Origin of the sequence: Streptomyces sp. NPDC005576 (assembly GCF_042871745.1) — a bacterium.
GTDB lineage: Bacteria > Actinomycetota > Actinomycetes > Streptomycetales > Streptomycetaceae > Streptomyces.
In genome coordinates this window covers 250,642-271,110 of sequence record NZ_JBIAJC010000001.1, presented here as the reverse complement: position 1 = coordinate 271,110, position 20,469 = coordinate 250,642, and the positions used below count along the sequence as shown (strand labels likewise).

Genomic DNA, 20,469 nt, shown 5'->3' with positions numbered 1-20,469 from the left:
GGACGACGGTCGGGAGGCACCCTCCGGGCTGCCGTCACCACGAGCAGGGAGGCATCTTTCGTGAGCGAGCTGCGTTTCGTCCGGCTGGGGTTCGGCGCGGAAGCCGTCGAGTACCAGGAGGCCTGGCAGCGGCAGCGCGAGCTGCACGCCGCCCGCTTCGAGGACACCGTCCCCGACACCTGCCTGCTGCTGGAGCACCGGTCCGTCTACACGGCGGGCCGGCGCACCACCGACAGCGAGCGTCCCCTGGACGGCACCCCGGTCATCGACGTGGACCGCGGCGGCAAGATCACCTGGCACGGTCCTGGCCAGCTCGTCGGCTACCCGATCCAGAAGCTGCCGCGCCCGGTCGACGTGGTCGCCCACGTGCGCCGGCTGGAGGAGGCGCTGATCCGCGCCGCCGCCGAGTTCGGTGTGGTGACCAGCCGGGTCAAGGGGCGCAGCGGGGTCTGGGTGCTGGGTGATCCGGTCGAGCAGCGGCCGTCGCTGGGCGGCCTGTCGCTGGACTTCGACCCCCGGCTGACGGACGAGGAGTTCGACCCGCGCCTCAACGGCCCCGAGTACGCCCCCTCGAACGCGGGACAGCGCCGCGAGGACCGCAAGCTGGCGGCCATCGGCATCCGCGTCGCCAAGGGCGTCACGATGCACGGTTTCGCGCTGAACGTGAACCCCGACAACACCTCCTTCGACCGGATCGTGCCGTGCGGCATCCGCGACGCGGGCGTCACCTCGCTCGCGTACGAGCTGGGGCGCGACCTCAAAATCGCTGAGGTGCTCCCGGTCGTGGAGAAGCACCTGCGCGACGTCCTGGAGAAGGCCGAGCTCGCGCCCCGCGAGGTGGCAGCCGCTCCGGCGACCGCCTGACCGCCGGCGGTCCCGGAGGTGCTGTACGGCCCCTCGCCGGGAACCTCGGCCCGGCATGTGCGGCCGAACGGGGAATAGCCCCCGTCCGCCCCAGGTTGGCCGGACGTAAGGCCGTGCGAATGACGGGCGTACCCTGGTGTTCGCCGAAGAATCCAATGCAGTGAAAGCAAAGGGGAGTGCCGGAGTGTCCGCTGTCGCACCCGACGGGCGCAAGATGCTGCGCCTGGAGGTCCGGAACAGCCAGACCCCCATCGAGCGCAAGCCCGAGTGGATCAAGACCCGGGCGAAGATGGGCCCCGAGTACAACCAGTTGCAGAAGCTCGTCAAGAGCGAGGGGCTGCACACGGTCTGCCAGGAGGCGGGCTGTCCCAACATCTTCGAATGCTGGGAGGACCGCGAGGCGACTTTCCTCATCGGCGGTGACCAGTGCACCCGGCGTTGTGACTTCTGCCAGATCGACACCGGCAAACCGCAGGCGCTGGACCTCGACGAGCCCCGCCGGGTCGGCGAGTCCGTCGTCACGATGGACCTGAACTACGCCACGATCACCGGCGTCGCGCGCGACGACCTGGAGGACGGCGGCGCCTGGCTGTACGCGGAGACCGTCCGCCAGATCCACGCGCTGACGGATGCACGCGAGGCCGGCCGCACCAAGGTCGAGCTGCTGATCCCCGACTTCAACGCCGAGCCCGCCCAACTGGCCGAGGTCTTCTCCTCGCGCCCCGAGGTGCTGGCGCACAACGTCGAGACGGTCCCCCGCATCTTCAAGCGCATCCGCCCGGGTTTCCGGTACGAGCGTTCCCTGGAGGTCATCACGCGGGCCCGCGAGGCCGGTCTGGTGACCAAGTCGAACCTGATCCTCGGCATGGGCGAGACCCGTGAAGAGGTCAGCGAGGCGCTCCAGGACCTGCACGACGCCGGCTGCGAGCTGATCACGATCACCCAGTACCTGCGCCCCTCCGTGCGTCACCACCCCGTCGAGCGCTGGGTGAAGCCGCAGGAGTTCGTGGAGCTGAAGGACGAGGCCGACGCGATCGGGTACTCCGGCGTGATGTCGGGGCCGCTGGTGCGCTCTTCGTACCGCGCCGGACGCCTCTTCCAGCAGGCGATGGAGGCCCGCGACGCGGCCGCCTCCAGGACGGCCACGCCCGCCGCGGCCGTGTGAATCCGAGCACAGGGTATTACCGGCGGTAAGAGCCCGCACGAGGCGGCCCGCACGCTCCCCGCAGGTGGGGGACGCGGATGGGCCGCTTCGGCGTGCGCACGGCCCGCATCAAGGTTTCATTGGTGTTTGACCGACCGGTCACGCCCTGGTAACACCAGAGGGTGACCCTGGTCCCGGAGCAGTGACCCAGGTCCCGCTCCGGAGCAGTGACCCCGGTTCCACGGGCCTCAGTGGCCGAACCCGCTGTCGCCCTTCGATTCCCGCACCCCCGTTCCGCGCCGCGCGCGGACCGCCCCGAGAGGGAACACCGCCATGCAGGCCGCGCCGGTACGTGCCCACGCCCTTCCGACCGTCACCCACGCCCTCCGCGCCGTCGAGTCGCTGCTGCTGAGCGGCGGCCAGCGGACCGCCCGCCGCAACGCCTGGACCGCGGTCCTGGAGGACCGCCGCCGCGCCAAGGACCGGGTCGAGGCCCAGTACGTACTGGAGGCCGTTGCGGAGCACCGTTCCTCGGCCACGTAAACTTCTTCACATGGCGAGGAAGGCAAACACTGAAGGCGCGGACAGCGCCGAGAACGCGGGGCGGCTCAAGCAGATCGCCCTGACCTACAAGATGACCCGGCGGTCGGACCCGAAGATCCCGCTCGTGCTCGCGGGACTGGGGATCGTCGTCTTCGGCGTGCTGCTCGCGATCGGCTTCGCGATCGGTCACCCGCTCTACCTGGGCATCCTGGGCTTCGTACTGGCCGTCCTCGCGATGCTGATCGTCTTCGGACGGCGCGCGGAGGCCGCGGCCTTCGGCCAGATGGAGGGCCAGCCCGGTGCCGCGGCAGCGGTGCTGGACCGTGTCGGACGCGGCTGGACCACCACTCCGGCGGTCGCGATGAACCGCAGCCAGGACGTCGTCCACCGCGCGGTCGGCAAGGCCGGCATCGTGCTGGTGGCCGAGGGCAACCCGAACCGGGTGAAGAGTCTGCTGGCCGCCGAGAAGAGGCGGATGGCGCGCATCGTCGTCGACGTCCCGGTGCACGACATCATCGTGGGCGACGGCGAGGGCCAGGTGCCGCTGAAGAAGGTGCGCACCAAGATGCTGAAGTACCCGCGCGTCCTCAGCGGCCCGCAGGTCACGGCGGCCAACGACCGGCTGCGGGCGATGGGCGACCTGATGAGCAATATGCCCTTGCCGAAGGGGCCCATGCCGAAGGGCATGCGCATGCCGCGCGGCGGAAAGACGCGCTGACCGGTACGTCGCAGCGCCCCCGCTCCACCTCTCTCGCCGCGCGGGCACGGCACACGGTCTCCCCCGGTTCCCGGTGGTTCCTCGTGGATCCCGTGCTCCGCGCCCCGACGTCATGCCTCACACGTCATGCGTCAGCTTCACCGCTCACCCACTCACACGCTCACACCAGAGGGGCGGCCCGGACCGGGAGGTCGGGGCCGCCCCTCGTCGCGTGTCCGGGTGGTACGGACGGGGCGCGGTGAGGAAAGCGGGAGGGGCGGCCCGGCGCGGCCCGGCGCGGCCCGGCGCGGTTCGGGGGTGGCCCCACGGAGGGCCCGGCGGGCGCGTACGGGGCGCGACGGGCCCGTACGGCCACTTCGGTCCACATGGTGAACGACCCGGGTCACGGTACGGATGCGGTTGTCCGAATGGCGGAACGCCCCCGAACCTTTGCGGAGGGCCGGAGTGACCCTCGCCACCCGCCCGCGGAGAAACGGCCGACGGACTGCCGGGCGCCCGGGTCCGGGGACCCTTCGGCAGGGTCAGAGACGGACCTGGACGGAGCGGGAGAGCCGGTCGTGCAGCCCGCGTCCGTCGCGGTCCCAGATGAGAGCCGGGATCACCACGACCAACAGCACGGTCCGCACGAGGACGCGCCCCAGACCGAGCCGCCCGCCACCCTCGGAGACGACGCGCAGACGCAGCAGGCGCTTGCCGGGAGTGAAGCCGAGGGTGCCCACGGTGAGGAAGCTCATGACCAGGAAGACGAGCAACGCCCAGTTACCGGCGGCCTGTTGGTCACCGCGAGCGATGAGCCCGTATGCGATCACCAGGCACAGCACCCAGTCGATGAAGATCGCGCCGAACCGGCGGCCGAGCGGGGCCACCGAGCCCGGGCCCTCCTCGGGGAGCCCGAGGCGCTTGCCCCGGTAGCCGAAGTCGACGCCCATGTCCTCGGCCGCCGCCTGGGGGCCGGACAGCCACGATCCGATTGCTTGCCTGTTGTCCACCCGACCACGGTACTGCGACCGGGTTTGCCCGTGGCCCGTCGGGGCACGGGATGAGGCGTTGGGGTGTCCCCCACCGCGCGCCCGGTTAACTTGGGCGAAACAAATGGGTCATGCTGGGGAAATCCCGTCTGCCTAAGGTCGCCCTCAACGTGCGCCACCGCACTGGCGACACACACGAGCTACAACCCCAGCCCCTCCGGGCCGGGAGTAGGAGGAGTTGGATGTTCCAGAACGCCGACGAAGTGCAGAAGTACGTCGCGGACAACGACGTGAAGTTCATCGACGTCCGTTTCTGCGACCTGCCCGGTGTGATGCAGCACTTCACCATTCCGGCAGCGAGCTTCGACCCGGCCGAGGAACTCGCCTTCGACGGTTCGTCGATCCGCGGCTTCCAGGCCATCCACGAGTCCGACATGGCGCTCCGCGCCGACCTGTCGACCGCCCGGGTGGACCCCTTCCGCCGCGACAAGACGGTCAACATCAACTTCTTCATCCACGACCCGATCACCGGCGAGCAGTACAGCCGTGACCCGCGGAACGTGGCCAAGAAGGCCGAGGCGTACCTCGCCTCCACCGGCTTCGCCGACACGGCGTACTTCGGCCCCGAGGCCGAGTTCTACGTCTTCGACAACGTCCGCTTCCAGACGTCGGCGAACGAGAGCTTCTACCACATCGACTCCGAGGCCGGCGCCTGGAACACCGGTGCGGTCGAGAACAACCGCGGGTACAAGGTCCGTTACAAGGGCGGCTACTTCCCGACCCCGCCGGTCGACCACTTCGCGGACCTGCGGGCCGAGATCTCCCTGGAGCTGGACAAGAACGGCCTCCAGGTCGAGCGCCAGCACCACGAGGTCGGCACCGCCGGCCAGGCCGAGATCAACTACAAGTTCAACACGCTGCTCGCCGCGGCCGACGACCTGATGCTCTTCAAGTACATCGTGAAGAACGTCGCCTGGCGCAACGGCAAGACCGCGACCTTCATGCCGAAGCCGATCTTCGGCGACAACGGCTCGGGCATGCACGTGCACCAGTCGCTGTGGCAGGGCGGCGTGCCGCTCTTCTACGACGAGCAGGGTTACGCCGGCCTGTCGGACATGGCCCGCTACTACATCGGCGGCATCCTCAAGCACGCCCCGTCGCTGCTGGCCTTCACCAACCCGACGGTGAACTCGTACCACCGCCTGGTCCCGGGCTTCGAGGCCCCGGTCAACATGGTGTACTCGCAGCGCAACCGCTCCGCCGCGATGCGCATCCCGATCACCGGCTCGAACCCGAAGGCCAAGCGCGTCGAGTTCCGCGCGCCGGACCCGTCCTCGAACCCGTACCTCGCGTTCGCGGCGCTGCTGATGGCCGGCCTCGACGGCGTGAAGAACAAGATCGAGCCGGCCGAGCCGATCGACAAGGACCTGTACGAGCTGGCTCCCGAGGAGCACGCCAACGTCCAGCAGGTCCCGACCTCGCTGCCGGCCGTCCTCGAGGCGCTGGAGCAGGACAACGAGTACCTCCAGGCCGGCGGTGTCTTCACCACCGACCTGATCGAGACGTGGATCGACTACAAGCGCACCCACGAGATCGCCCCGATCCAGCTGCGCCCGCACCCGCACGAGTTCGAGCTGTACTTCGATCTCTAGGACTGCCGCAGGTCAGAGGGTTTCTCCTCTCACCTGGGCCGTCTGTGGCCGTCGGTCGTATCCCTCCGGGGGTACGGCCGACGGCCTTTTTGCTCCCGTCACACCACGACGGGCACTGCTCCGTCGTCGCCGTCGTCCTCGGCGGCCGGGCCGAACACCGCGTCGATGGCCCCTTGCGCGCCCGGTCCAGGCTGTTGGGCATCAGGTGGGCGTAACAACGGCTAACACGATGAGTTGATCTGTCGGCGGCTGACCATTTAGCAGGAAACGGGAACCGAATCGACCTGCGCATTAATCGAACACTCACCAATAAGCTGGGCCTGGTCAATGGGCACGAGCACGGAGCAGGGGGGATCATGGGCAGCAGTGAGACAGGTAGATATCTGTACTGGTCAGAGCGCCGTGTCGCAGAGATCGCTGCGGACAACGGCATCCGTCTAGCCGACCGGTTGAGCTGGACCGTCAGGGCTGCTCCACAAGGTATCGGTGCTGAGCTAGCCAGCAAGGGCACGGAAAAGCTGTCACGTCGGGAGATAGCCCTAAGAATCGAGAAGGCCATCGGTGCCCAGGCTGTCTCCCTATTCGAGTCACCGCACCCTGCGCGTTTCGCAAAAGGGATAGGTCGAGTCGAAATTGCCAGGTTCATCGGTGGTCCTGCACGTGACAAGGGGGCCATGTTCCATGTCCGTACGACCAACAGCCGGGGTCAGCGGGTCGATCTGGTGCTCTTCGGCAGTATGGACAACTTTCCCGGACGGCTCTTGGGTCCGTCCGATGCTCCAGAAGACGGCTGGTACTCGTCCGCCTGGCACGCCATCGCAGAGCTTGTGGAGAGCTGCGGGACGAGAGCCACTTCCCCATGGGACGACCCTGAGGCGCTCTCAGTGGAAGTCTTGAACCTCGCCCTGCATCAGGGGAGCACGGGGGCGGAAGAAGAGCATCAAGGACGCCCCTGGACGCGCGGCTACACGCTTGGACATGCGGACGACAGTGAGTGGTTCGCCCAGATCTATACCGACGTTGCATTGACTGACGGGCGTTGGAACCTCCCGGGGGAGATGAGCGACGCGCAGCGCATCTTGGTGGGAGCTCCAGTCTGGTTGCGGACTGCATCGCAGGACTCGATCGTTCGCTACGCGGAGATGCGGCGTAGGGCCGCAACACCTCGGCGCCGACGTATCCCGTTCATGAGGTGACTAGTGCCGCGCGTCAAAAGAAGCGGGAGGTGATGGACCGGGCCGTCCCTGGGCCGTCAGGGGTGCCCACGGGGTCGCCGTCGTCCTCACGTCCCTGCCGACCACGCAGCGGGAAGGAGTATCGGCCGTGACCACCCACACCGGTGCCATCTTCAACAACGGAATCGTCGCGAGATTCGTCGATCTCCTGGCGTCCGCACGCGAACGCGGGGAGAGCGCGCCGTTCGCGGACGAGATCGCGCGCGTCAACCGGGTCCTGGACGGCGCGGCCACCACGAGATGGGCCATGCCGGACGCGAGCCTCGCCGCCCTCCTGGACCTCGTTTCCGAGGAGCTGACCGCCTCCCCGGGCAGGGACCTGCCGCCCGGCTTCCGCGAGCGGCTCGGCGCGGCCGCCGGGGAGCTGGCCCCCGCCGAATTCCTGACGCGGGCCGCCTCGTGGGTGCGTACCTCCCGACGCGCGGGGACCGTCCGTCCCGACGTGCTCCCGATGGCGTCCTGGGAAGCGGAGTTGGTCTTCGCCCACCCGCGGGACTTCTCCTACTGGGTCGAGTCGGACGAACACGAGAGCTTCGAGGAGGGGGTGCTCGCCGGAGTGACCAGTGAGCACCCGGACGGCTGCGCGCACGCGCTCCCTCCACTGATCGCCGAGTCGCACGCCGCTCTGCTGCTCGAAAAGGACCATCGGTCCTTCGCGGGCCTCCGGTCGGTGGTCTCCTGGGCCGACCCGTCGATCCTGCGGGAAGTCCTGCGACTCGCTTCCGCCCACCTTCTCGAAGCACATTGAGGCCCACCGTGTCCGGACTCGACCGTTCCGCCACCTATCCCGGCCGGGAGACCGCCCAGTGGGCCACCCAGGAGGTCATCACCGCCGGCGAACAGCTCATCCATCGCTGGCTCGCCCAGTCAACGCGCCGACGCCTGACCCTTGAGGCGTCGTGGCCGTCCCGGCCCGACCCGGTGGGCCGGGTCCTGATCCGGGCGATGATGCTCGCGGGCCACGACCCGGTCGATGTACGAGCCGCCCGTGTGATCCCCGAGCGGGACGCCGCGAGCCCGCACGGCTTCACCGTGCACGCCACATTTCCGGTCCATCTGTAGAGGCCACCGCCCATGCCCATGAATCCCCTCGAGCACGATCGCCGGTACGGCGAACTGGACCAGGTCATGCGCGCCTACACCGGGCAGCCCGCCGACGACACGGCCGACGTACCGGGCGCCGCCCTCACCGCTTACCTGCGGCACACCTGGCATACCCGGCCCTGGGCCCTGGGCACCGCCGAAGCGCAGGTGCGGGAGTACGCGCGCAACCCCCGGGAAGTCTGCGGCTGCGCCTCGGCGAGTTCTACCCGGTGCCCGACGTCGGCCTGCCCGCATCCGACCTCCGGGGCTGGCTGCTGATCATCGCCGACCACATCCGGCGGAGCGTGGAGGAGGGCAGGACGCCGCCCCCGTCGACGCCCGTCACCCGCTGGGAATGGCACGCCCGTTTCCCGGAAGCGGGGCAGTTCCTCGGCGGATGGTTCTCGCCGGACACGCCGGACGAGTTCGGCGGGCAGGAGGACCCCCACGGTGCGGCCGTCGCCGACTACGCCTCCACCACGGATCCACGGATCGTCGCGCGTCTGGCGGGCGAACTGAGGGAGTTGCTCGCCCTGGACCTCGAAGAGCCGGAGTACGCCGTCGCCGTGGCGGAACTCGGCATGGAGGTCGATCCACCGGCACCGTTTTCGCCGAGCGGGTGGCTGGCTTCGGTGGCCGATCGGCTGGGAACTCCCTGGCCGGCGTACGGGCCGGGCCCGGCCCACTCCTGAGGGCTGCCCCGCGGACCGGGTGCCGCCGCCCGGCAGACGCGGCAGCACGCGCCACCGACAGCCGGGCGGCGGCCCGGACGACCGCGCCCCGCGCCCCCGGAGAACCGGGCACGCGGGGCGCGGGCTTCGCGCGGAGCGGGAACCGTCCGGCCGGGGTCAGCGCCCGTAGCGGATCAGGGTGCGGACCATGCGGCAGGTGAGGTCGGACGGCGGGTGGATGCCGAGGCGCTCGGCGGCGCGGCGTATGCGGCGGTTGCTGGCGCTGGAGGGCTGGTAGACGCCGGAGTCGAGCAGGGCGATCGTCAGCCGCATGGCCTTCAGCCGGCGGTTGTGGGCGACGTACCACTCACGGGGGCGGCCCGCCGGGAGCCGCTTCCTGGGGTGGGGCGCGGCGAACGGCTGCATCGGTAGGAACGGGGCGTGGAGCGTCGGGTCGAGCGGCTTGGTCGTGACTGCGGCGACGGCCATCGGCAACCTCCTGGCGCGGTGGTGGAACCCTCACGAACTGCCTTCATTTTACCGCCTCCCACTGACAATCGCCCCTGGCCAGAGGGGATTTCGGCCGCCCGCCCCACCCTCCTCCGCCGTATCCTCGACCCCATGGAGATCTGGATCAATCCGCAGTGCTCGAAGTGCCAAAGCGCCGTTTCGCTGCTGGACGCCGAGGGGGCGTCGTACACCGTGCGCAGGTATCTGGATGACGTGCCGACGACGGAGGAGATCCGGGCGGTGCTGGACCGGCTCGGGCTGGAGCCGTGGGACATCACCCGGACCGGGGAGGCCGTCGCGAAGGAGCTGGGGATCGGGGGATGGCCCCGGGAGGCGGCGGAGCGCGACCGCTGGATCGCGGCGCTCTCCGCCGAACCGGCGCTGATCCAGCGGCCGATCATCACCGCCGAGGACGGCACCGCCGTGGTGGCGCGCACGGAGGACGCCGTACGGGACGCACTGGGGCGCCGCTGACGGCAGGGCGGGTCGAGGCCGCCAGGACGGACATCCCGCGTGGGGGCCCGGGGTGTCCCTGGGGCCCCACCCGCCCCCGGTAGTGGTCGTCAGTGCCTTTCCGGGCCGCCCCGGCCCGCGAGCATCCGGCGGCGGGGCCGCCAGGTCCCGTGCGCCAGCGCGAGGGCGAGGCCGCCGATCGCCGTCAGGCCGGCGGCAGCGCCGAGGTACGCGGAGCTGCCCGCACCGCTCGCGGCCAGTTCGGGGGCCGTGCCGCCCACGGCCGCGGAGCCGCTTCCGGCACCCCCGGTGCCGGTGCCAGTGCCGGTGGTGGTGGAGCCGCTGGTCGTACCGGACGTCGTGGACCCGGTGCTCGCGGAGGTGCCGCCGTCGGTGGCTCCGGTGGAGCCGTCATCGGACGGGTTGACCACGATCTTCGCGGTGTTGTTGCCCGGCTCGGGGTCGAACGGCAGGGTGCCCGACCGGTTCTCGCCCGCGACGAACCGGGCCCTGCCCGTGGCGTTCGGGACGACGTCGTCGACGCGCAGCGTGAACTCCCGCACCAGGGTGGTGTCCTCGTCGACGTAGTCGTACGGGGTGGTGCACCGGTACGTGTCGGCCGCCGTCTTCCCGGCCGGTTTCCCGTCCGGGCCGACCGGTGTGCAGAAGTCGGGCGCGTCGGTGACCGTGGTGCCCGGCGGCACGCCGACGTCGAAGACGCCGATGGGCGATCCCGCGTCGTTGTCGACCCAGGCCGGACCGTGGTTGGCGAAGGTCACCGCCGCTGTGACGGTGTCGCCCTTCCCGCCGGTGACCTCCGACCCGGTGAGGGAGAAGTCGGCGGTGTTCGCCGCGGTGATGTGGGTGAAGGGGAGCGCGTCGAGGTACTCGACCCCGGCGGGCGGGGTCTCCTGCGCGACGAGCCGCAGCTCCTCACCGGGGCCGTCGGGCGAACCGCCGGGGAAGGCCGGCGACTCCGCATCGATGGTCAGGGTGTACCAGTCGTACAGCGCGCGCGGCTGCAGCGTCAGGGCGACCGGTACCTCGGGGGCGTAGACGACTCCCGGCTCCAGGACCTGTTCGATGTCGCAGATCGCTTCCACCTGCGCCGGTCCCTCGTCCTGCGCGGGGATCTCGTCCTGTACGCAGTTGGAGTACTTCTCCGCGAACGCCGTGCCGGTCGATCCGCCGATGTAGAGCGTCGCGCGGTCGACCGGTCCGTCGCCGGCGTTCTTCACCAGGATCTGCAGCGGCACGGTGTCCCCCGGCCGCACGCCGGTGACGGGAGAGGGCTTGCCGAACTGCAGCAGCGGGGTGCCGTCCGTCCGTGCGGCCACCGGGCTCCCCCCGTCGCTCTCCCCGGCCATGACGACCGCGACGGCCGGCCCCGCCGACATCCAGGCCGCTGCCGCCACTCCGGCGATCAGCCCCATCGCTCGCGCTCGCGTCCTGCCCACGGATCCCATCGCCCCTCCGGAGGGATGCGCACGAGGCGCGTCCTCGCGGCCGCACGCACCCGGTTGATGTCTGAAAGACCCACCCGAGTCCCGAACGGTTGTACGCGATACGGGAACCGTCACGCTCCGCCGGACACCTCCTGGCTTTCCGGTCCGAGCTGCCCTTCTGCCTGGGCCAGCAGTTCGGTCAGGCGCGCCCCGAAACGTACGTCGCAAGGGTGCGGTTCTCCGGTGCGGACGGCTTCCGCCAGCGCGTCGACGGCTCCGGCGAAGGCATCCAGGGCGCCGCCCCAACGGGGCAGGGTCGCGACGCCGTGTTCGCCGCGGAGTTCGACGTCGGTGCCGACGGCACCGAGCGGGGCGGCGAGGCCCAGGGTCGCGGTGCTGGAGGCGCCGGAGGTGTGGCGGAGCACCAAGTGCACGGTGTCGGACGGGCCCCGGACGGCGGTCAGTTCCGTCACGTCGCCGAGGACCGGGAGGAGCACGGAGAGGACGTGCGGGCCCACGTCCCAGAGGCCGCCCTTGTCGCGGCGCCACGGGGAGGCGGCGTACTCGCTGGTGGCGCCGGGGGCCCAGAGCGCGCCGAGCCACTGGGCGCGCGCGGTGAACCACCCGTCCAGCGCGGCCTGTTCGGTGATCCACGCTGCTGTCTCGGGGGCGAAGCGCAGGGTACAGAAGACGACGGAGGCGACGCCGGACCGGGCGGCTGCCGCCGCGACCTCGTGGGCGCCCGCCGCGGTGGTGGCGACCGGCTTGTCCAGGAGGAGGTGGCAGCCGGCGGCGGCCGCCCGGGCCGCGATCGGGGCCTGCACGTCCGGCGGCAGTGCGACGGCGACGGCGTCACTGGCGGCGAGCAGCGCGTCGAGGCCGTCGTCGCCGGCGAAGGCCCGGGCTCCGTGGGCGCCGGCCAGGGCGGTCGCCGCTTCGGGGCGGCGGCCCCACACCCCGCTCAGTTCGGCGCCGGGGTGGGCGGCGAGGGCGGGGGCGTGGGTGTTGCGGGCCCACGGTCCGGTGCCGAGGAGGCCGATGCGCAGGGGGGTCGCGGAAGTCGTCATGGGTACCAGTGTGCGGGCCGGGGCCCGCCCGTCCCAGGAGCGCGGCCCCGTATACGACGTCGCAGGAAGGCGTCTCCCGGCCGTCGCTGCCGGGAGGACCGGAGCGCCGCCACGGGCTCGTACCCGTACGGCCGGGGCGCGGGCGGAGCGAGCGGCAGGCGGGTGTGACGCGCTTCACGCGCTGAAAACGTTGGTAACACGGGGTTCACATTTGGGCAACGGACGGGAAATCGCACCTTGCGAAGCTGCGCCCATAGACCTCGCAGCACCCGCAAAGGATGGCTTCCCGTGACGTTCAAGGCTGAGTACATCTGGATAGACGGCACCGAGCCGACCGCCAAGCTGCGTTCCAAGACGCGGATCCTGGCCGACGGTGCGGAGCTGCCCATCTGGGGCTTCGACGGGTCGAGCACCAACCAGGCCGAGGGCCACGCCTCCGACCGGGTCCTGAAGCCGGTCTTCACCTGTCCGGACCCGATCCGCGGCGGCGACGACGTCCTCGTCCTGTGCGAGGTCTTCAACATCGACATGACGCCGCACGAGACCAACACCCGTGCCGCGCTGCGTCCGGTGGCCGAGCGCTTCGCCGGCCAGGAGCCGATCTTCGGCATCGAGCAGGAGTACACCTTCTTCGCGGGCCACCGCCCGCTCGGCTTCCCCGAGGGTGGCTTCCCGGCCGCGCAGGGCGGCTACTACTGCGGTGTCGGCTCCGACGAGATCTTCGGCCGCGACATCGTCGAGAAGCATCTCGACAACTGCCTCAAGGCCGGTCTCGGCATCTCCGGCATCAACGCCGAGGTCATGCCCGGTCAGTGGGAGTTCCAGGTCGGCCCGCTGGCGCCGCTGGAGGTCTCCGACCAGCTGTGGATCGCCCGTTGGCTGCTCTACCGCACCGCCGAGGACTTCAACGTCTCCGCGACCCTCGACCCGAAGCCGGTCAAGGGCGACTGGAACGGCGCCGGCGCCCACACCAACTTCTCCACCAAGGCGATGCGCGAGGGTTACGACGCGATCATCACCGCGTGCGAGTCGCTGGGCGAGGGCTCGAAGCCGCTCGACCACGTCAAGAACTACGGTGCCGGCATCGACGAGCGTCTGACCGGTCTGCACGAGACCGCCCCGTGGAACGAGTACAGCTACGGCGTCTCCAACCGCGGCGCGTCGGTCCGCATCCCCTGGCAGGTCGAGCAGGACCAGAAGGGCTACATCGAGGACCGCCGCCCGAACGCCAACGTCGACCCCTACGTCGTCACGCGGCTGATCGTCGACACCTGCTGCACCGCGCTGGAGAAGGCCGACCAGGGCTGATCCCCCGCACCTGCCCGTACGACGAAGTGGACGCCCGCCGGTTGACGGTGGGCGTCCACTTCGTCGTACGGGGTCGGGGTCGAGCCGGGGTCGGTCCTGCTCACGCCGGGCAGGAACGCCGTCCGGGGGCGGGTAGCGGGGTGCGGAGGACACCACCCAAGGCAAAGGGTCCGTATCGACGGGTGGATGGAGGCTGCTGCCGTACCGCATTCTCTGCTTCAATGGGCCCATGGCCGGCTTCCAGTACACCTCATCGGGTCGCAGCGACCTTGAGCCGTTCTGGCCTTCCCGTCAGCATCACGACTTCGACCGGGTGTGTTGCCGCGCGAGGAACGCGCAGGCCCTCTAAAGCCGCTCACCCCGGTCTTCGGCCCGCGCTCACGACGTACGTCCCTCGACGAACTCCTCGCGCGAAAGAGCTGACCCTCATGGCGAACGCCCGTACCCTCTCCGCCTCCGCCGCCACCGCGGCATCGGCGGCCCCCGCTGCGGCCACCACCACCGCCCGCACCCTCACCCCCAACCGCCGGCTCCGTGCGGTCGACCGTGACGACGTCGTCCGGCTCACCGACATGGCCGACCTGCTGCCGCCGGGAGCCACCTGGCTGCCCGCGCCCCAGCACTCCCTGCCCACTCTTCCGGGACGGCCGCCGATGATCGGCTACCTCGTCCTCGTGCCCGCCGACCAACAGGCCGCTCTCGCGGGCGCGTTCACGGACGCCCTGCCCTTCTCCCCCGGACCGGTCCCGCAGGGCGTGCTCGCCCCGCAGGCCGTGGTGCGCGAGGCTTCCGCCGCTCCCGCGCCGGAGGGTCCGGTGCTCATCGACTCCACCCGGCGCATCGCGACCGTGGACGGCGTGGCGCTCGACCTCACCTACCTGGAGTTCGAACTCCTCGCCCACCTGGTCGCGCACCCCCACCGGGTGCACACCCGCGACCAGTTGGTGACGACCGTCTGGGGTTACGGTCACGTCGGCGACGGCCGCACCGTGGACGTGCACGTGGCCCGGCTGCGCCGCAAGCTCGGTGCCCAGCACCGCCATTCGATCCAGACCGTCCGGCGGGTGGGGTACAAGTACACGCCCTGACGGCACTGTTGGGCAGAAACGGGCCTCGGGCCCCGCGGTCACGTTCCGTGGGACCCGGGGCACCGCGCTCTCCGCTCCGGACCGGGCGCCGCCGCCACCCGGGGTGGTGCCAGGTACACCCCGGGCGGGGTGCGTACCGGCTGCCGCACACCCCGCTCCCCGGGCGAGACTTGCTCCCGTACGGGGCGGCTCGCCCCGTACGGCCGGCCGGGCGCACCACGCGGCGACCGGCCGACGGGCGTGGGACGGGGAGGACGAAGGCGATGAGCGGGACGATCAGCCGGTTCAGGGAAGCGACGACGGCGGCGAAACGCGGGTCGGTACTGGCGGTGGCGGGTCTGGGCGGGTCGCTCGCCCTCTTCGTCGCGACGGTCCTCTCGCTCGCGTTCGTCCTGCTCGGGGTCGGGTTCTTCACCACGCCGTACGTGCTGGAGCAGGTCCGCCGGCATGCGAACCGGCGCAGGGCTCTCGCGGCGAGCTGGTCGGACGTGCGGATTCCCGTCCCGTACCGTCCCCTGCCCAAGGATCCGCGCGCCGGTTTCGCGGGGCGGGTGGAGCTCACCCTCCTGATGCTGAAGGACCCGGCGACCTGGCGGGACATCCAGTGGCTGTTCACCGACATGACCGCGGGCTTCGTGCTGGCGATCGTCCCGGCGGTGCTGATGGTCTACTGGGTGGAGGGTGCCGTCCTGGCGGGGGGCCTGTGGCACGTCTACCGCGACCACAGGTACTGGTACGGCTTCGTGCCGGTGGACAGCCAGGCGACCGCGTTCGCCGCGCTCGCCCTCGGGGTCGCCGTCTTCCACCTCGGGCTGTGGGTGAGCAAGCCGTTGCTGCGGCTGAACTTCGCACTGGCGCGCGCCGTCCTCTCCCCCACGCCGGCGGAGCTGGCCCGGCGCATCGACCGGCTGACCGAGACGCGGCACGAGGCCGTGGACTCCGCCGCCTCCGAACTCCGGCGCATCGAGCGGGACCTACACGACGGGGCGCAGGCGCGTCTGGTCGCCATGGGGATGAGCCTCGGCACGATCGAGGCGCTGATCGAGAAGGACCCTGAGCAGGCGAAGCGGATGCTGGCGGCGGCCCGTACGTCCTCGGCCGAGGCCCTCACCGAGCTGCGCGACCTGGTCCGGGGCATCCATCCGCCGGTGCTCGCCGAGCGGGGCCTCGGGGACGCGGTGCGGGCCCTGGCCCTGCGGATGCCCTTCGAGTCCGAGGTGTCGGTGGATCTGCCGGGGCGGCCGGACGCGCCGGTGGAGTCGGCCGCGTACTTCGCGGTGAGCGAGGCGCTGACGAACGCGGCGAAGCACTCGGGCGCGGACCGCGTCTGGGTGGACGTGCACCACGCGGACGGGATGCTCCGGGTGTCGGTGACGGACAGCGGCCGTGGCGGGGCGGTGATCGGCGGCCGGGTGGCGGCCGGCGAGGGATCGGGGCTGAGCGGGATCGAACGGCGGCTCGGTACATTCGACGGCGTCCTGGCCGTCAGCAGTCCCGTGGGCGGTCCCACCCTGGTGACCCTGGAGATCCCTTGCGCGTTGTCGTAGCCGAAGACCTCTTCCTCCTCCGCGACGGGCTGGTCCGGCTGTTGGAGGCGTACGGCTTCGAGGTCGTGGCCGCCGTGGAGACCGGCCCCGAACTGACCCGGGCCTTCGCGGAGGCGGAGCCGGACGTCGCGGTCGTCGACGTCCGGCTGCCGCCGTCCCTCACCGACGAGGGACTCCAGTGCGCGCTGGCCGCCCGCCGGGCGCGCCCGGGACTGCCGGTGCTCGTCCTCTCCCAGCACGTGGAGCAGTTGTACGCAAGGGAGTTGCTCGCGGACGGTACCGGGGGCATCGGCTACCTGCTGAAGGACCGGGTCTTCGACGCCGACCAGTTCGTCGACGCGGTGCGCCGGGTCGCGGGCGGCGGCACGGCGATGGACCCGCAGGTGATCCAGCAGCTGCTGTCGCGGCGTTCCCGGGACGAGCCGATGGGCGGGCTGACCCCGCGCGAACGGGAGGTCATCGAGCTGATGGCGCAGGGCCGTTCGAACGCGGCCATCGCCGCGCAGCTGGTGATCACCGAGCGGGCCATCGCCAAGCACACCTCGAACATCTTCGGGAAGCTGGGGCTGGCCCCCTCGGACGACGACAACCGCCGCGTGCTCGCGGTGCTCGCCTATCTGGACCGGGGGGACAGAGGAGACACGGCCGACCGGCCGCAGCGGTGACCGGGCGGAGGAAGGTCGCGCACGCCTCTGTTCCTGGGCCGTACCCATCAGTACATTGACAGCATGTCCAACAAGCAGCCGATGGCGGTCACTTCGGGACACACCTCGCTCAAGCCCCGCAACGTCTCGTTCGACTGGGAGCACACCCCGCTGCACTGGGTGCCCGGCGACCCGTTCGCCGCCCATACGATCAACGTCCTCCATCTGCTGCTTCCGGCCGGGGAGCGTTGGTTCGTCCACGTGTACCGGCAGGTGCTGCCGTACATACGCGACGAGCGGCTCCGCGAGGACGTCATCGGGTTCATCGGCCAGGAGGCCGTGCACGCGCAGGCCCACGACGACGTCCTGCCGCACCTGAGGAAGCTGGGGCTCGATCCGACGCCGTACACCGCGCAGGTGGACTGGTTCTTCGAGAAGCTGCTCGGCGACCGGACCCTGCCGCCCGGGCGGGCGCGGGAGTGGTGGCTGATGGAGCGGGTGGCGACGATAGCCGCGATCGAGCACTACACGGCGTTCCTCGGTGACTGGATACTCAACGCCGACGCCCTGGACCGGCTGGGCGCCGACCCCACGATGCTGGACCTGCTGCGCTGGCACGGCGCCGAGGAGGTCGAGCACCGTTCGGTCGCCTTCGAAGTGTTCTGCCACGTGGACGGCGGCTACCGGCGCCGGGTGCGGACCTGGGCCACGGCCCTCTCCGCGCTGGTCTTCCTCTGGCAGCGCGGGGTCCGCTTCTTCGTGCGGAACGACCCCGGCCTCACCGACGGCCACGCGTCGTTCCGGGAGTTCCACGCTGGCGGCAGGCGAGGCACGCTGCCCGCGACCGGGGACCTCCTGCGGTCGGTCCCGGACTATCTGAGCCGCCGCTACCACCCCTCACGAACCGGCAGCACCGCGCAGGCCGTCGGCTATCTCGCCCGCTCGCCCGCGGCTCTCGCCGCCGAGGCCCGTACGACGGGAACCCTCTGACCCATGCCGCCGCCCATGCCCCTCCCCCGGCCCCGTCCGCGCACCGTGCTGCTGGTCGCAGGCGCCGGTGCCGCCCTGCTCGCCCGGCGCGCGCTGCGGGGGCGGGTCGCCGCGTCTCCGCTCTGGCCGATGCCCGCCCTGGAGGAGCCCACCTCCGGGCGGTCGGGGCGCGGTGCCACCACCACCCGCCGGCTGCTGGTCACCGAGCGGAGCTCGCCCGCCGAGGGGGTCGTCCAGCTCCGGCTGGAGGGTCCCGGCCTGCCCCCCTGGGAGCCGGGGGCCCACCTCGACCTGGTGCTGCCCTCCGGATCGGTCCGGCAGTACAGCCTCTGCGGCGATCCGGCGGATTCGGGGACGTACACGGTGGCGGTCCGGCTCGCCGAAGACGGCCGGGGCGGCTCCCGGGAGGCGCACGCCCAGCTGCACGAGGGCGAGGAGGTCGGCGTCCGGGGCCCCCGCAACCGCTTCCCGCTGGTCGAAGCGGACGGTTACCTCTTCGTCGCGGGCGGCATCGGCATCACCCCGGTCCTGCCCATGCTGCGGGCGGTCGCCGCGTCGGGGGCCCCGTGGCGGCTGCTGTACGGCGGGCGGTCGCGGGCCACCATGCCCTTCCTCGACGAGATCGAGAAGCTCGGCGCGGACGGGGACCGGGTGACGGTCGTCCCGCAGGACACCGCGGGGCACCCGGACGTGGCCGCGGCACTCGTGGCGCTCGCGCCCGGGACGGCCGTCTACGTGTGCGGCCCGGGCCCCCTGATCGACACGGTCGCCGCCGCCGTGCCGGAGGGGTGCACCCTGCATCTGGAGCGGTTCTCGTCCGGGGCTCCCGGCGGCGGCGCGGATTCCGGCGCCTTCGAGGTGGAACTGCGGCGCTCGGGACGGACGGTGTCCGTGGCGGCCGGCCAGTCGGTGCTGGCGGCCGTGCGGGAGGAGCTGCCCGATGTCTCGTACTCCTGTGAGCAGGGCTTCTGCGGCACCTGCCAACAACGTGTGGTGGAGGGCGATATCGACCACCGGGACGAGTTGCTGACGGACGCGGAGCGGGCCGACTCGATGCTGATCTGCGTGTCGCGGTGCCGTGGCGGGCGATTGGTCCTCGATCTGTAGGCGGGCCGCGGGGACGCCGTCCGCCGGGCCGCGGTCAAGGGCTGCCCCGCAATTCCTGGCGGGTGCGCGACGACAGCTACGGCACCTCGCCGCGTTGTCGGAACGTCCACATACATCCAGTATGCGGACGTCCCTCCGCCTTGCGATGCACCGCATCTGACGCCGCGCACTATCCACCACGAAGTGCGGGACAGCCCGTAGGCTGTCCGCATGACCACCGGGGTGCGGCGCAGAATGGGTGTCGACGAGCGCAGACAACAGTTGATCGGCGTCGCACTGGAGTTGTTCAGCAGCCGTCCCCCCGACGAGGTGTCGATCGACGAGATCGCCGCCGCGGCGGGCATCTCCCGCCCGCTGGTCTACCACTACTTCCCCGGCAAACAGAACTTGTACGAGGCCGCGTTGCGGCGGGCCGCCGACGAACTGGCGGAGCGCTTCAAGGAGCCGCACGAAGGCCCCCTGGGTACCCGCCTGTTGCGGGTGATGAGCCGGTTCTTCGACTTCGTGGAGGACCACGGACCCGGTTTCTCCGCGCTCATGCGGGGCGGCCCGGCGGCCGGTTCGTCCACCACCAACGCCATGATCGACGGGGTGCGCCAGGCCGCGTACGAGCAGATACTCAGCCACCTCGGGATCGAGGTCCCGTCCGCCCGGCTGGAGTTGGTGGTGCGCACCTGGGTGTCGCTCGCCGAGGCGACCGCGCTGCTCTGGCTGGACGGGAAGCGCGTCCCCCGCACCGAGCTGGAGCGCCAGCTGGTGCACGACTTCGCCGCGCTGGCCGCCGTGAGTGCCGCGTACGACGAGGAATTGGCCGGTATCGTGCTGCGCGCCCTCGAACAGGAGCCTCCGGACGGGCCGTTCGGCGAACTGCTCACCCGCCTCGCGATGCTGACCGCCGGGCCGTCCGCCGTCCCCCCGCAGCGGCAGCCGTGACCGGCGGCCGCGCGGAGTGGCGGGCCGGCGCGGTCACCTCTTGCGGTACGAGCGGTCCAGATCGCGGGTCTCCGCGGAGATCTGTACCTGGAGGCCGTCGACCGGCTTGAGGTGCTCCGCCAGCAGAGCCACCATGGACTGGCTGAGCAGTGCCCGGACCTCCGGGGTGCGACCGGCCTGCATCGCGACGACGATGTGGACGACCGCGCCGGAGGCGGAGCCGTCCCCCGTCACGGTCTCATCGACCCGTCGGAACCTCGTCTTGCAGTTCCCGACGGCCGTGCTGATCGTCCGGGCGACGAGCGGATGCAGCTCCCCGGCGAACCCGCGGCGGTCGAAGGCGTCGTCGAGCTCGGCGGAGTAGTCGACGGTGATCTGGGGCATCAGGCGCTCCGATGGGGCTGGGGCGGGCAGTGTCGGGGCCCAGCCTGACCGGGGGCACCGGGTCCGCACAAGCGGGCCGGTTGCACCCGTGCCTACTTTCCGAGGTCGGCGGGGC

The 20,469-nt window shown here is 71.2% G+C and carries 20 protein-coding genes and 1 pseudogene; 16 read left to right on the top strand and 5 right to left on the bottom strand.

Features of this window, described 5'->3' with window-relative positions; translation table 11 throughout:
- The first annotated feature begins 60 nt into the window (after positions 1-60).
- From lipB to ACFYPN_RS01205, 4 genes are all read left to right on the top strand, one after another.
- Positions 61-864 carry a lipoyl(octanoyl) transferase LipB gene (gene lipB / locus ACFYPN_RS01220; RefSeq protein WP_389296383.1) on the top strand — a complete coding sequence of 268 codons (804 nt, stop codon included), beginning with the start codon at positions 61-63 and terminating at the stop codon, positions 862-864.
- A gap of 184 nt (positions 865-1,048) precedes the next feature.
- Positions 1,049-2,029 carry a lipoyl synthase gene (lipA, locus tag ACFYPN_RS01215; RefSeq protein WP_358757972.1) on the top strand — a complete coding sequence of 327 codons (981 nt, stop codon included), beginning with the start codon at positions 1,049-1,051 and terminating at the stop codon, positions 2,027-2,029.
- A 312-nt stretch (positions 2,030-2,341) separates the two neighbouring features.
- Entirely contained in the window at positions 2,342-2,551 is a 210-nt protein-coding gene (locus ACFYPN_RS01210; protein WP_358757970.1) for a hypothetical protein, read from the top strand.
- 10 nt (positions 2,552-2,561) lie between these two features.
- Positions 2,562-3,269 carry a DUF4191 domain-containing protein gene (locus ACFYPN_RS01205; RefSeq protein WP_358757969.1) on the top strand — a complete coding sequence of 236 codons (708 nt, stop codon included), beginning with the start codon at positions 2,562-2,564 and terminating at the stop codon, positions 3,267-3,269.
- A gap of 521 nt (positions 3,270-3,790) precedes the next feature.
- On the opposite strand, the gene ACFYPN_RS01200 is transcribed toward ACFYPN_RS01205, so the two are convergent.
- Positions 3,791-4,258, bottom strand: coding sequence for an RDD family protein (locus tag ACFYPN_RS01200; protein ID WP_358757967.1), 468 nt, complete (start codon positions 4,256-4,258; stop codon positions 3,791-3,793).
- Positions 4,259-4,479: 221 nt separating this feature from the next.
- Here ACFYPN_RS01200 and glnA point away from each other — a divergent pair, with 221 nt between their 5' ends.
- The 4 genes and pseudogenes from glnA (at position 4,480) to ACFYPN_RS01180 (ending at position 8,899) form a co-directional block, all read left to right on the top strand.
- Positions 4,480-5,889: a type I glutamate--ammonia ligase gene (glnA, locus tag ACFYPN_RS01195; protein ID WP_275494565.1), complete on the top strand. Its 1,410-nt coding sequence runs from the start codon at positions 4,480-4,482 to the stop codon at positions 5,887-5,889.
- Positions 5,890-7,212: 1,323 nt separating this feature from the next.
- Positions 7,213-7,872 (top strand): hypothetical protein, encoded by a 660-nt coding sequence (locus ACFYPN_RS01190; protein ID WP_389296382.1) that lies wholly within the window; start codon positions 7,213-7,215, stop codon positions 7,870-7,872.
- An 8-nt stretch (positions 7,873-7,880) separates the two neighbouring features.
- The gene (locus ACFYPN_RS01185; protein WP_389296381.1) at positions 7,881-8,186 is read left to right on the top strand and encodes an RNase A-like domain-containing protein; all 306 of its coding nucleotides are present in this window, start codon (positions 7,881-7,883) and stop codon (positions 8,184-8,186) included.
- Between the two features lie 12 nt (positions 8,187-8,198).
- Positions 8,199-8,899: pseudogene (locus tag ACFYPN_RS01180) on the top strand (contact-dependent growth inhibition system immunity protein).
- A 156-nt stretch (positions 8,900-9,055) separates the two neighbouring features.
- Here ACFYPN_RS01180 and ACFYPN_RS01175 read toward each other — a convergent pair.
- Positions 9,056-9,367, bottom strand: a complete 312-nt coding sequence (locus ACFYPN_RS01175) for a hypothetical protein (RefSeq protein ID WP_389296380.1) — start codon at positions 9,365-9,367, stop codon at positions 9,056-9,058.
- 132 nt (positions 9,368-9,499) lie between these two features.
- On the opposite strand from ACFYPN_RS01175, the gene ACFYPN_RS01170 reads away from it, so the two are divergent.
- A complete protein-coding gene (locus ACFYPN_RS01170) occupies positions 9,500-9,862 on the top strand; it encodes an ArsC/Spx/MgsR family protein (RefSeq protein WP_389296379.1) in 363 nt (120 codons plus the stop codon).
- An 89-nt stretch (positions 9,863-9,951) separates the two neighbouring features.
- Here the strand turns inward: ACFYPN_RS01170 and ACFYPN_RS01165 are convergent, their stop codons facing one another.
- Both ACFYPN_RS01165 and ACFYPN_RS01160 read right to left on the bottom strand, forming a co-directional pair.
- The gene (locus tag ACFYPN_RS01165; protein WP_389296378.1) at positions 9,952-11,298 is read right to left on the bottom strand and encodes a hypothetical protein; all 1,347 of its coding nucleotides are present in this window, start codon (positions 11,296-11,298) and stop codon (positions 9,952-9,954) included.
- Between the two features lie 119 nt (positions 11,299-11,417).
- A complete protein-coding gene (locus ACFYPN_RS01160) occupies positions 11,418-12,353 on the bottom strand; it encodes a Gfo/Idh/MocA family protein (protein WP_389296377.1) in 936 nt (311 codons plus the stop codon).
- A 288-nt stretch (positions 12,354-12,641) separates the two neighbouring features.
- Here ACFYPN_RS01160 and glnII point away from each other — a divergent pair, with 288 nt between their 5' ends.
- From glnII to ACFYPN_RS01125, 7 genes are all read left to right on the top strand, one after another.
- A complete protein-coding gene (gene glnII, locus ACFYPN_RS01155; protein WP_358757953.1) occupies positions 12,642-13,661 on the top strand; it encodes a glutamine synthetase in 1,020 nt (339 codons plus the stop codon).
- 428 nt (positions 13,662-14,089) lie between these two features.
- On the top strand, positions 14,090-14,749 hold the full coding sequence (locus ACFYPN_RS01150) for a winged helix-turn-helix domain-containing protein (protein WP_389296376.1): 660 nt from the start codon (positions 14,090-14,092) through the stop codon (positions 14,747-14,749).
- A gap of 263 nt (positions 14,750-15,012) precedes the next feature.
- Positions 15,013-16,296, top strand: coding sequence for a sensor histidine kinase (locus ACFYPN_RS01145; RefSeq protein WP_358757950.1), 1,284 nt, complete (start codon positions 15,013-15,015; stop codon positions 16,294-16,296).
- On the top strand, positions 16,281-16,961 hold the full coding sequence (locus ACFYPN_RS01140; protein WP_389296375.1) for a LuxR C-terminal-related transcriptional regulator: 681 nt from the start codon (positions 16,281-16,283) through the stop codon (positions 16,959-16,961). Before ACFYPN_RS01145 ends, ACFYPN_RS01140 begins: the two co-directional genes overlap by 16 nt.
- A 63-nt stretch (positions 16,962-17,024) precedes the next feature.
- Positions 17,025-17,930 carry a metal-dependent hydrolase gene (locus ACFYPN_RS01135; RefSeq protein WP_389296374.1) on the top strand — a complete coding sequence of 302 codons (906 nt, stop codon included), beginning with the start codon at positions 17,025-17,027 and terminating at the stop codon, positions 17,928-17,930.
- A 3-nt stretch (positions 17,931-17,933) separates the two neighbouring features.
- Entirely contained in the window at positions 17,934-19,037 is a 1,104-nt protein-coding gene (locus ACFYPN_RS01130) for a PDR/VanB family oxidoreductase (RefSeq protein ID WP_389296373.1), read from the top strand.
- Positions 19,038-19,247: 210 nt separating this feature from the next.
- Complete coding sequence (locus ACFYPN_RS01125; protein WP_358757943.1) at positions 19,248-19,970, top strand: TetR/AcrR family transcriptional regulator; 723 nt, start codon at positions 19,248-19,250, stop codon at positions 19,968-19,970.
- A 33-nt stretch (positions 19,971-20,003) separates the two neighbouring features.
- Here ACFYPN_RS01125 and ACFYPN_RS01120 read toward each other — a convergent pair whose 3' ends face one another.
- A complete protein-coding gene (locus ACFYPN_RS01120; protein WP_389296372.1) occupies positions 20,004-20,354 on the bottom strand; it encodes a 5-carboxymethyl-2-hydroxymuconate Delta-isomerase in 351 nt (116 codons plus the stop codon).
- Positions 20,355-20,469 lie beyond the last annotated feature (115 nt).

Excerpts from the sequence above, each read along its gene's own strand:
- ACFYPN_RS01130 (WP_389296373.1), top strand. The coding sequence starts at position 17,934 with ATGCCGCCGCCCATGCCCCTCCCCCGGCCCCGTCCGCGCACCGTGCTG.
- ACFYPN_RS01125 (WP_358757943.1), top strand. The coding sequence starts at position 19,248 with ATGACCACCGGGGTGCGGCGCAGAATGGGTGTCGACGAGCGCAGACAA.
- glnA (WP_275494565.1), top strand. The coding sequence starts at position 4,480 with ATGTTCCAGAACGCCGACGAAGTGCAGAAGTACGTCGCGGACAACGAC.
- ACFYPN_RS01210 (WP_358757970.1), top strand. The coding sequence starts at position 2,342 with ATGCAGGCCGCGCCGGTACGTGCCCACGCCCTTCCGACCGTCACCCAC.
- ACFYPN_RS01145 (WP_358757950.1), top strand. The coding sequence starts at position 15,013 with ATGAGCGGGACGATCAGCCGGTTCAGGGAAGCGACGACGGCGGCGAAA.
- ACFYPN_RS01150 (WP_389296376.1), top strand. The coding sequence starts at position 14,090 with ATGGCGAACGCCCGTACCCTCTCCGCCTCCGCCGCCACCGCGGCATCG.
- ACFYPN_RS01175 (WP_389296380.1), bottom strand. The coding sequence starts at position 9,367 with ATGGCCGTCGCCGCAGTCACGACCAAGCCGCTCGACCCGACGCTCCAC.
- ACFYPN_RS01205 (WP_358757969.1), top strand. The coding sequence starts at position 2,562 with ATGGCGAGGAAGGCAAACACTGAAGGCGCGGACAGCGCCGAGAACGCG.
- ACFYPN_RS01120 (WP_389296372.1), bottom strand. The coding sequence starts at position 20,354 with ATGCCCCAGATCACCGTCGACTACTCCGCCGAGCTCGACGACGCCTTC.
- ACFYPN_RS01170 (WP_389296379.1), top strand. The coding sequence starts at position 9,500 with ATGGAGATCTGGATCAATCCGCAGTGCTCGAAGTGCCAAAGCGCCGTT.
- ACFYPN_RS01160 (WP_389296377.1), bottom strand. The coding sequence starts at position 12,353 with ATGACGACTTCCGCGACCCCCCTGCGCATCGGCCTCCTCGGCACCGGA.
- ACFYPN_RS01135 (WP_389296374.1), top strand. The coding sequence starts at position 17,025 with ATGTCCAACAAGCAGCCGATGGCGGTCACTTCGGGACACACCTCGCTC.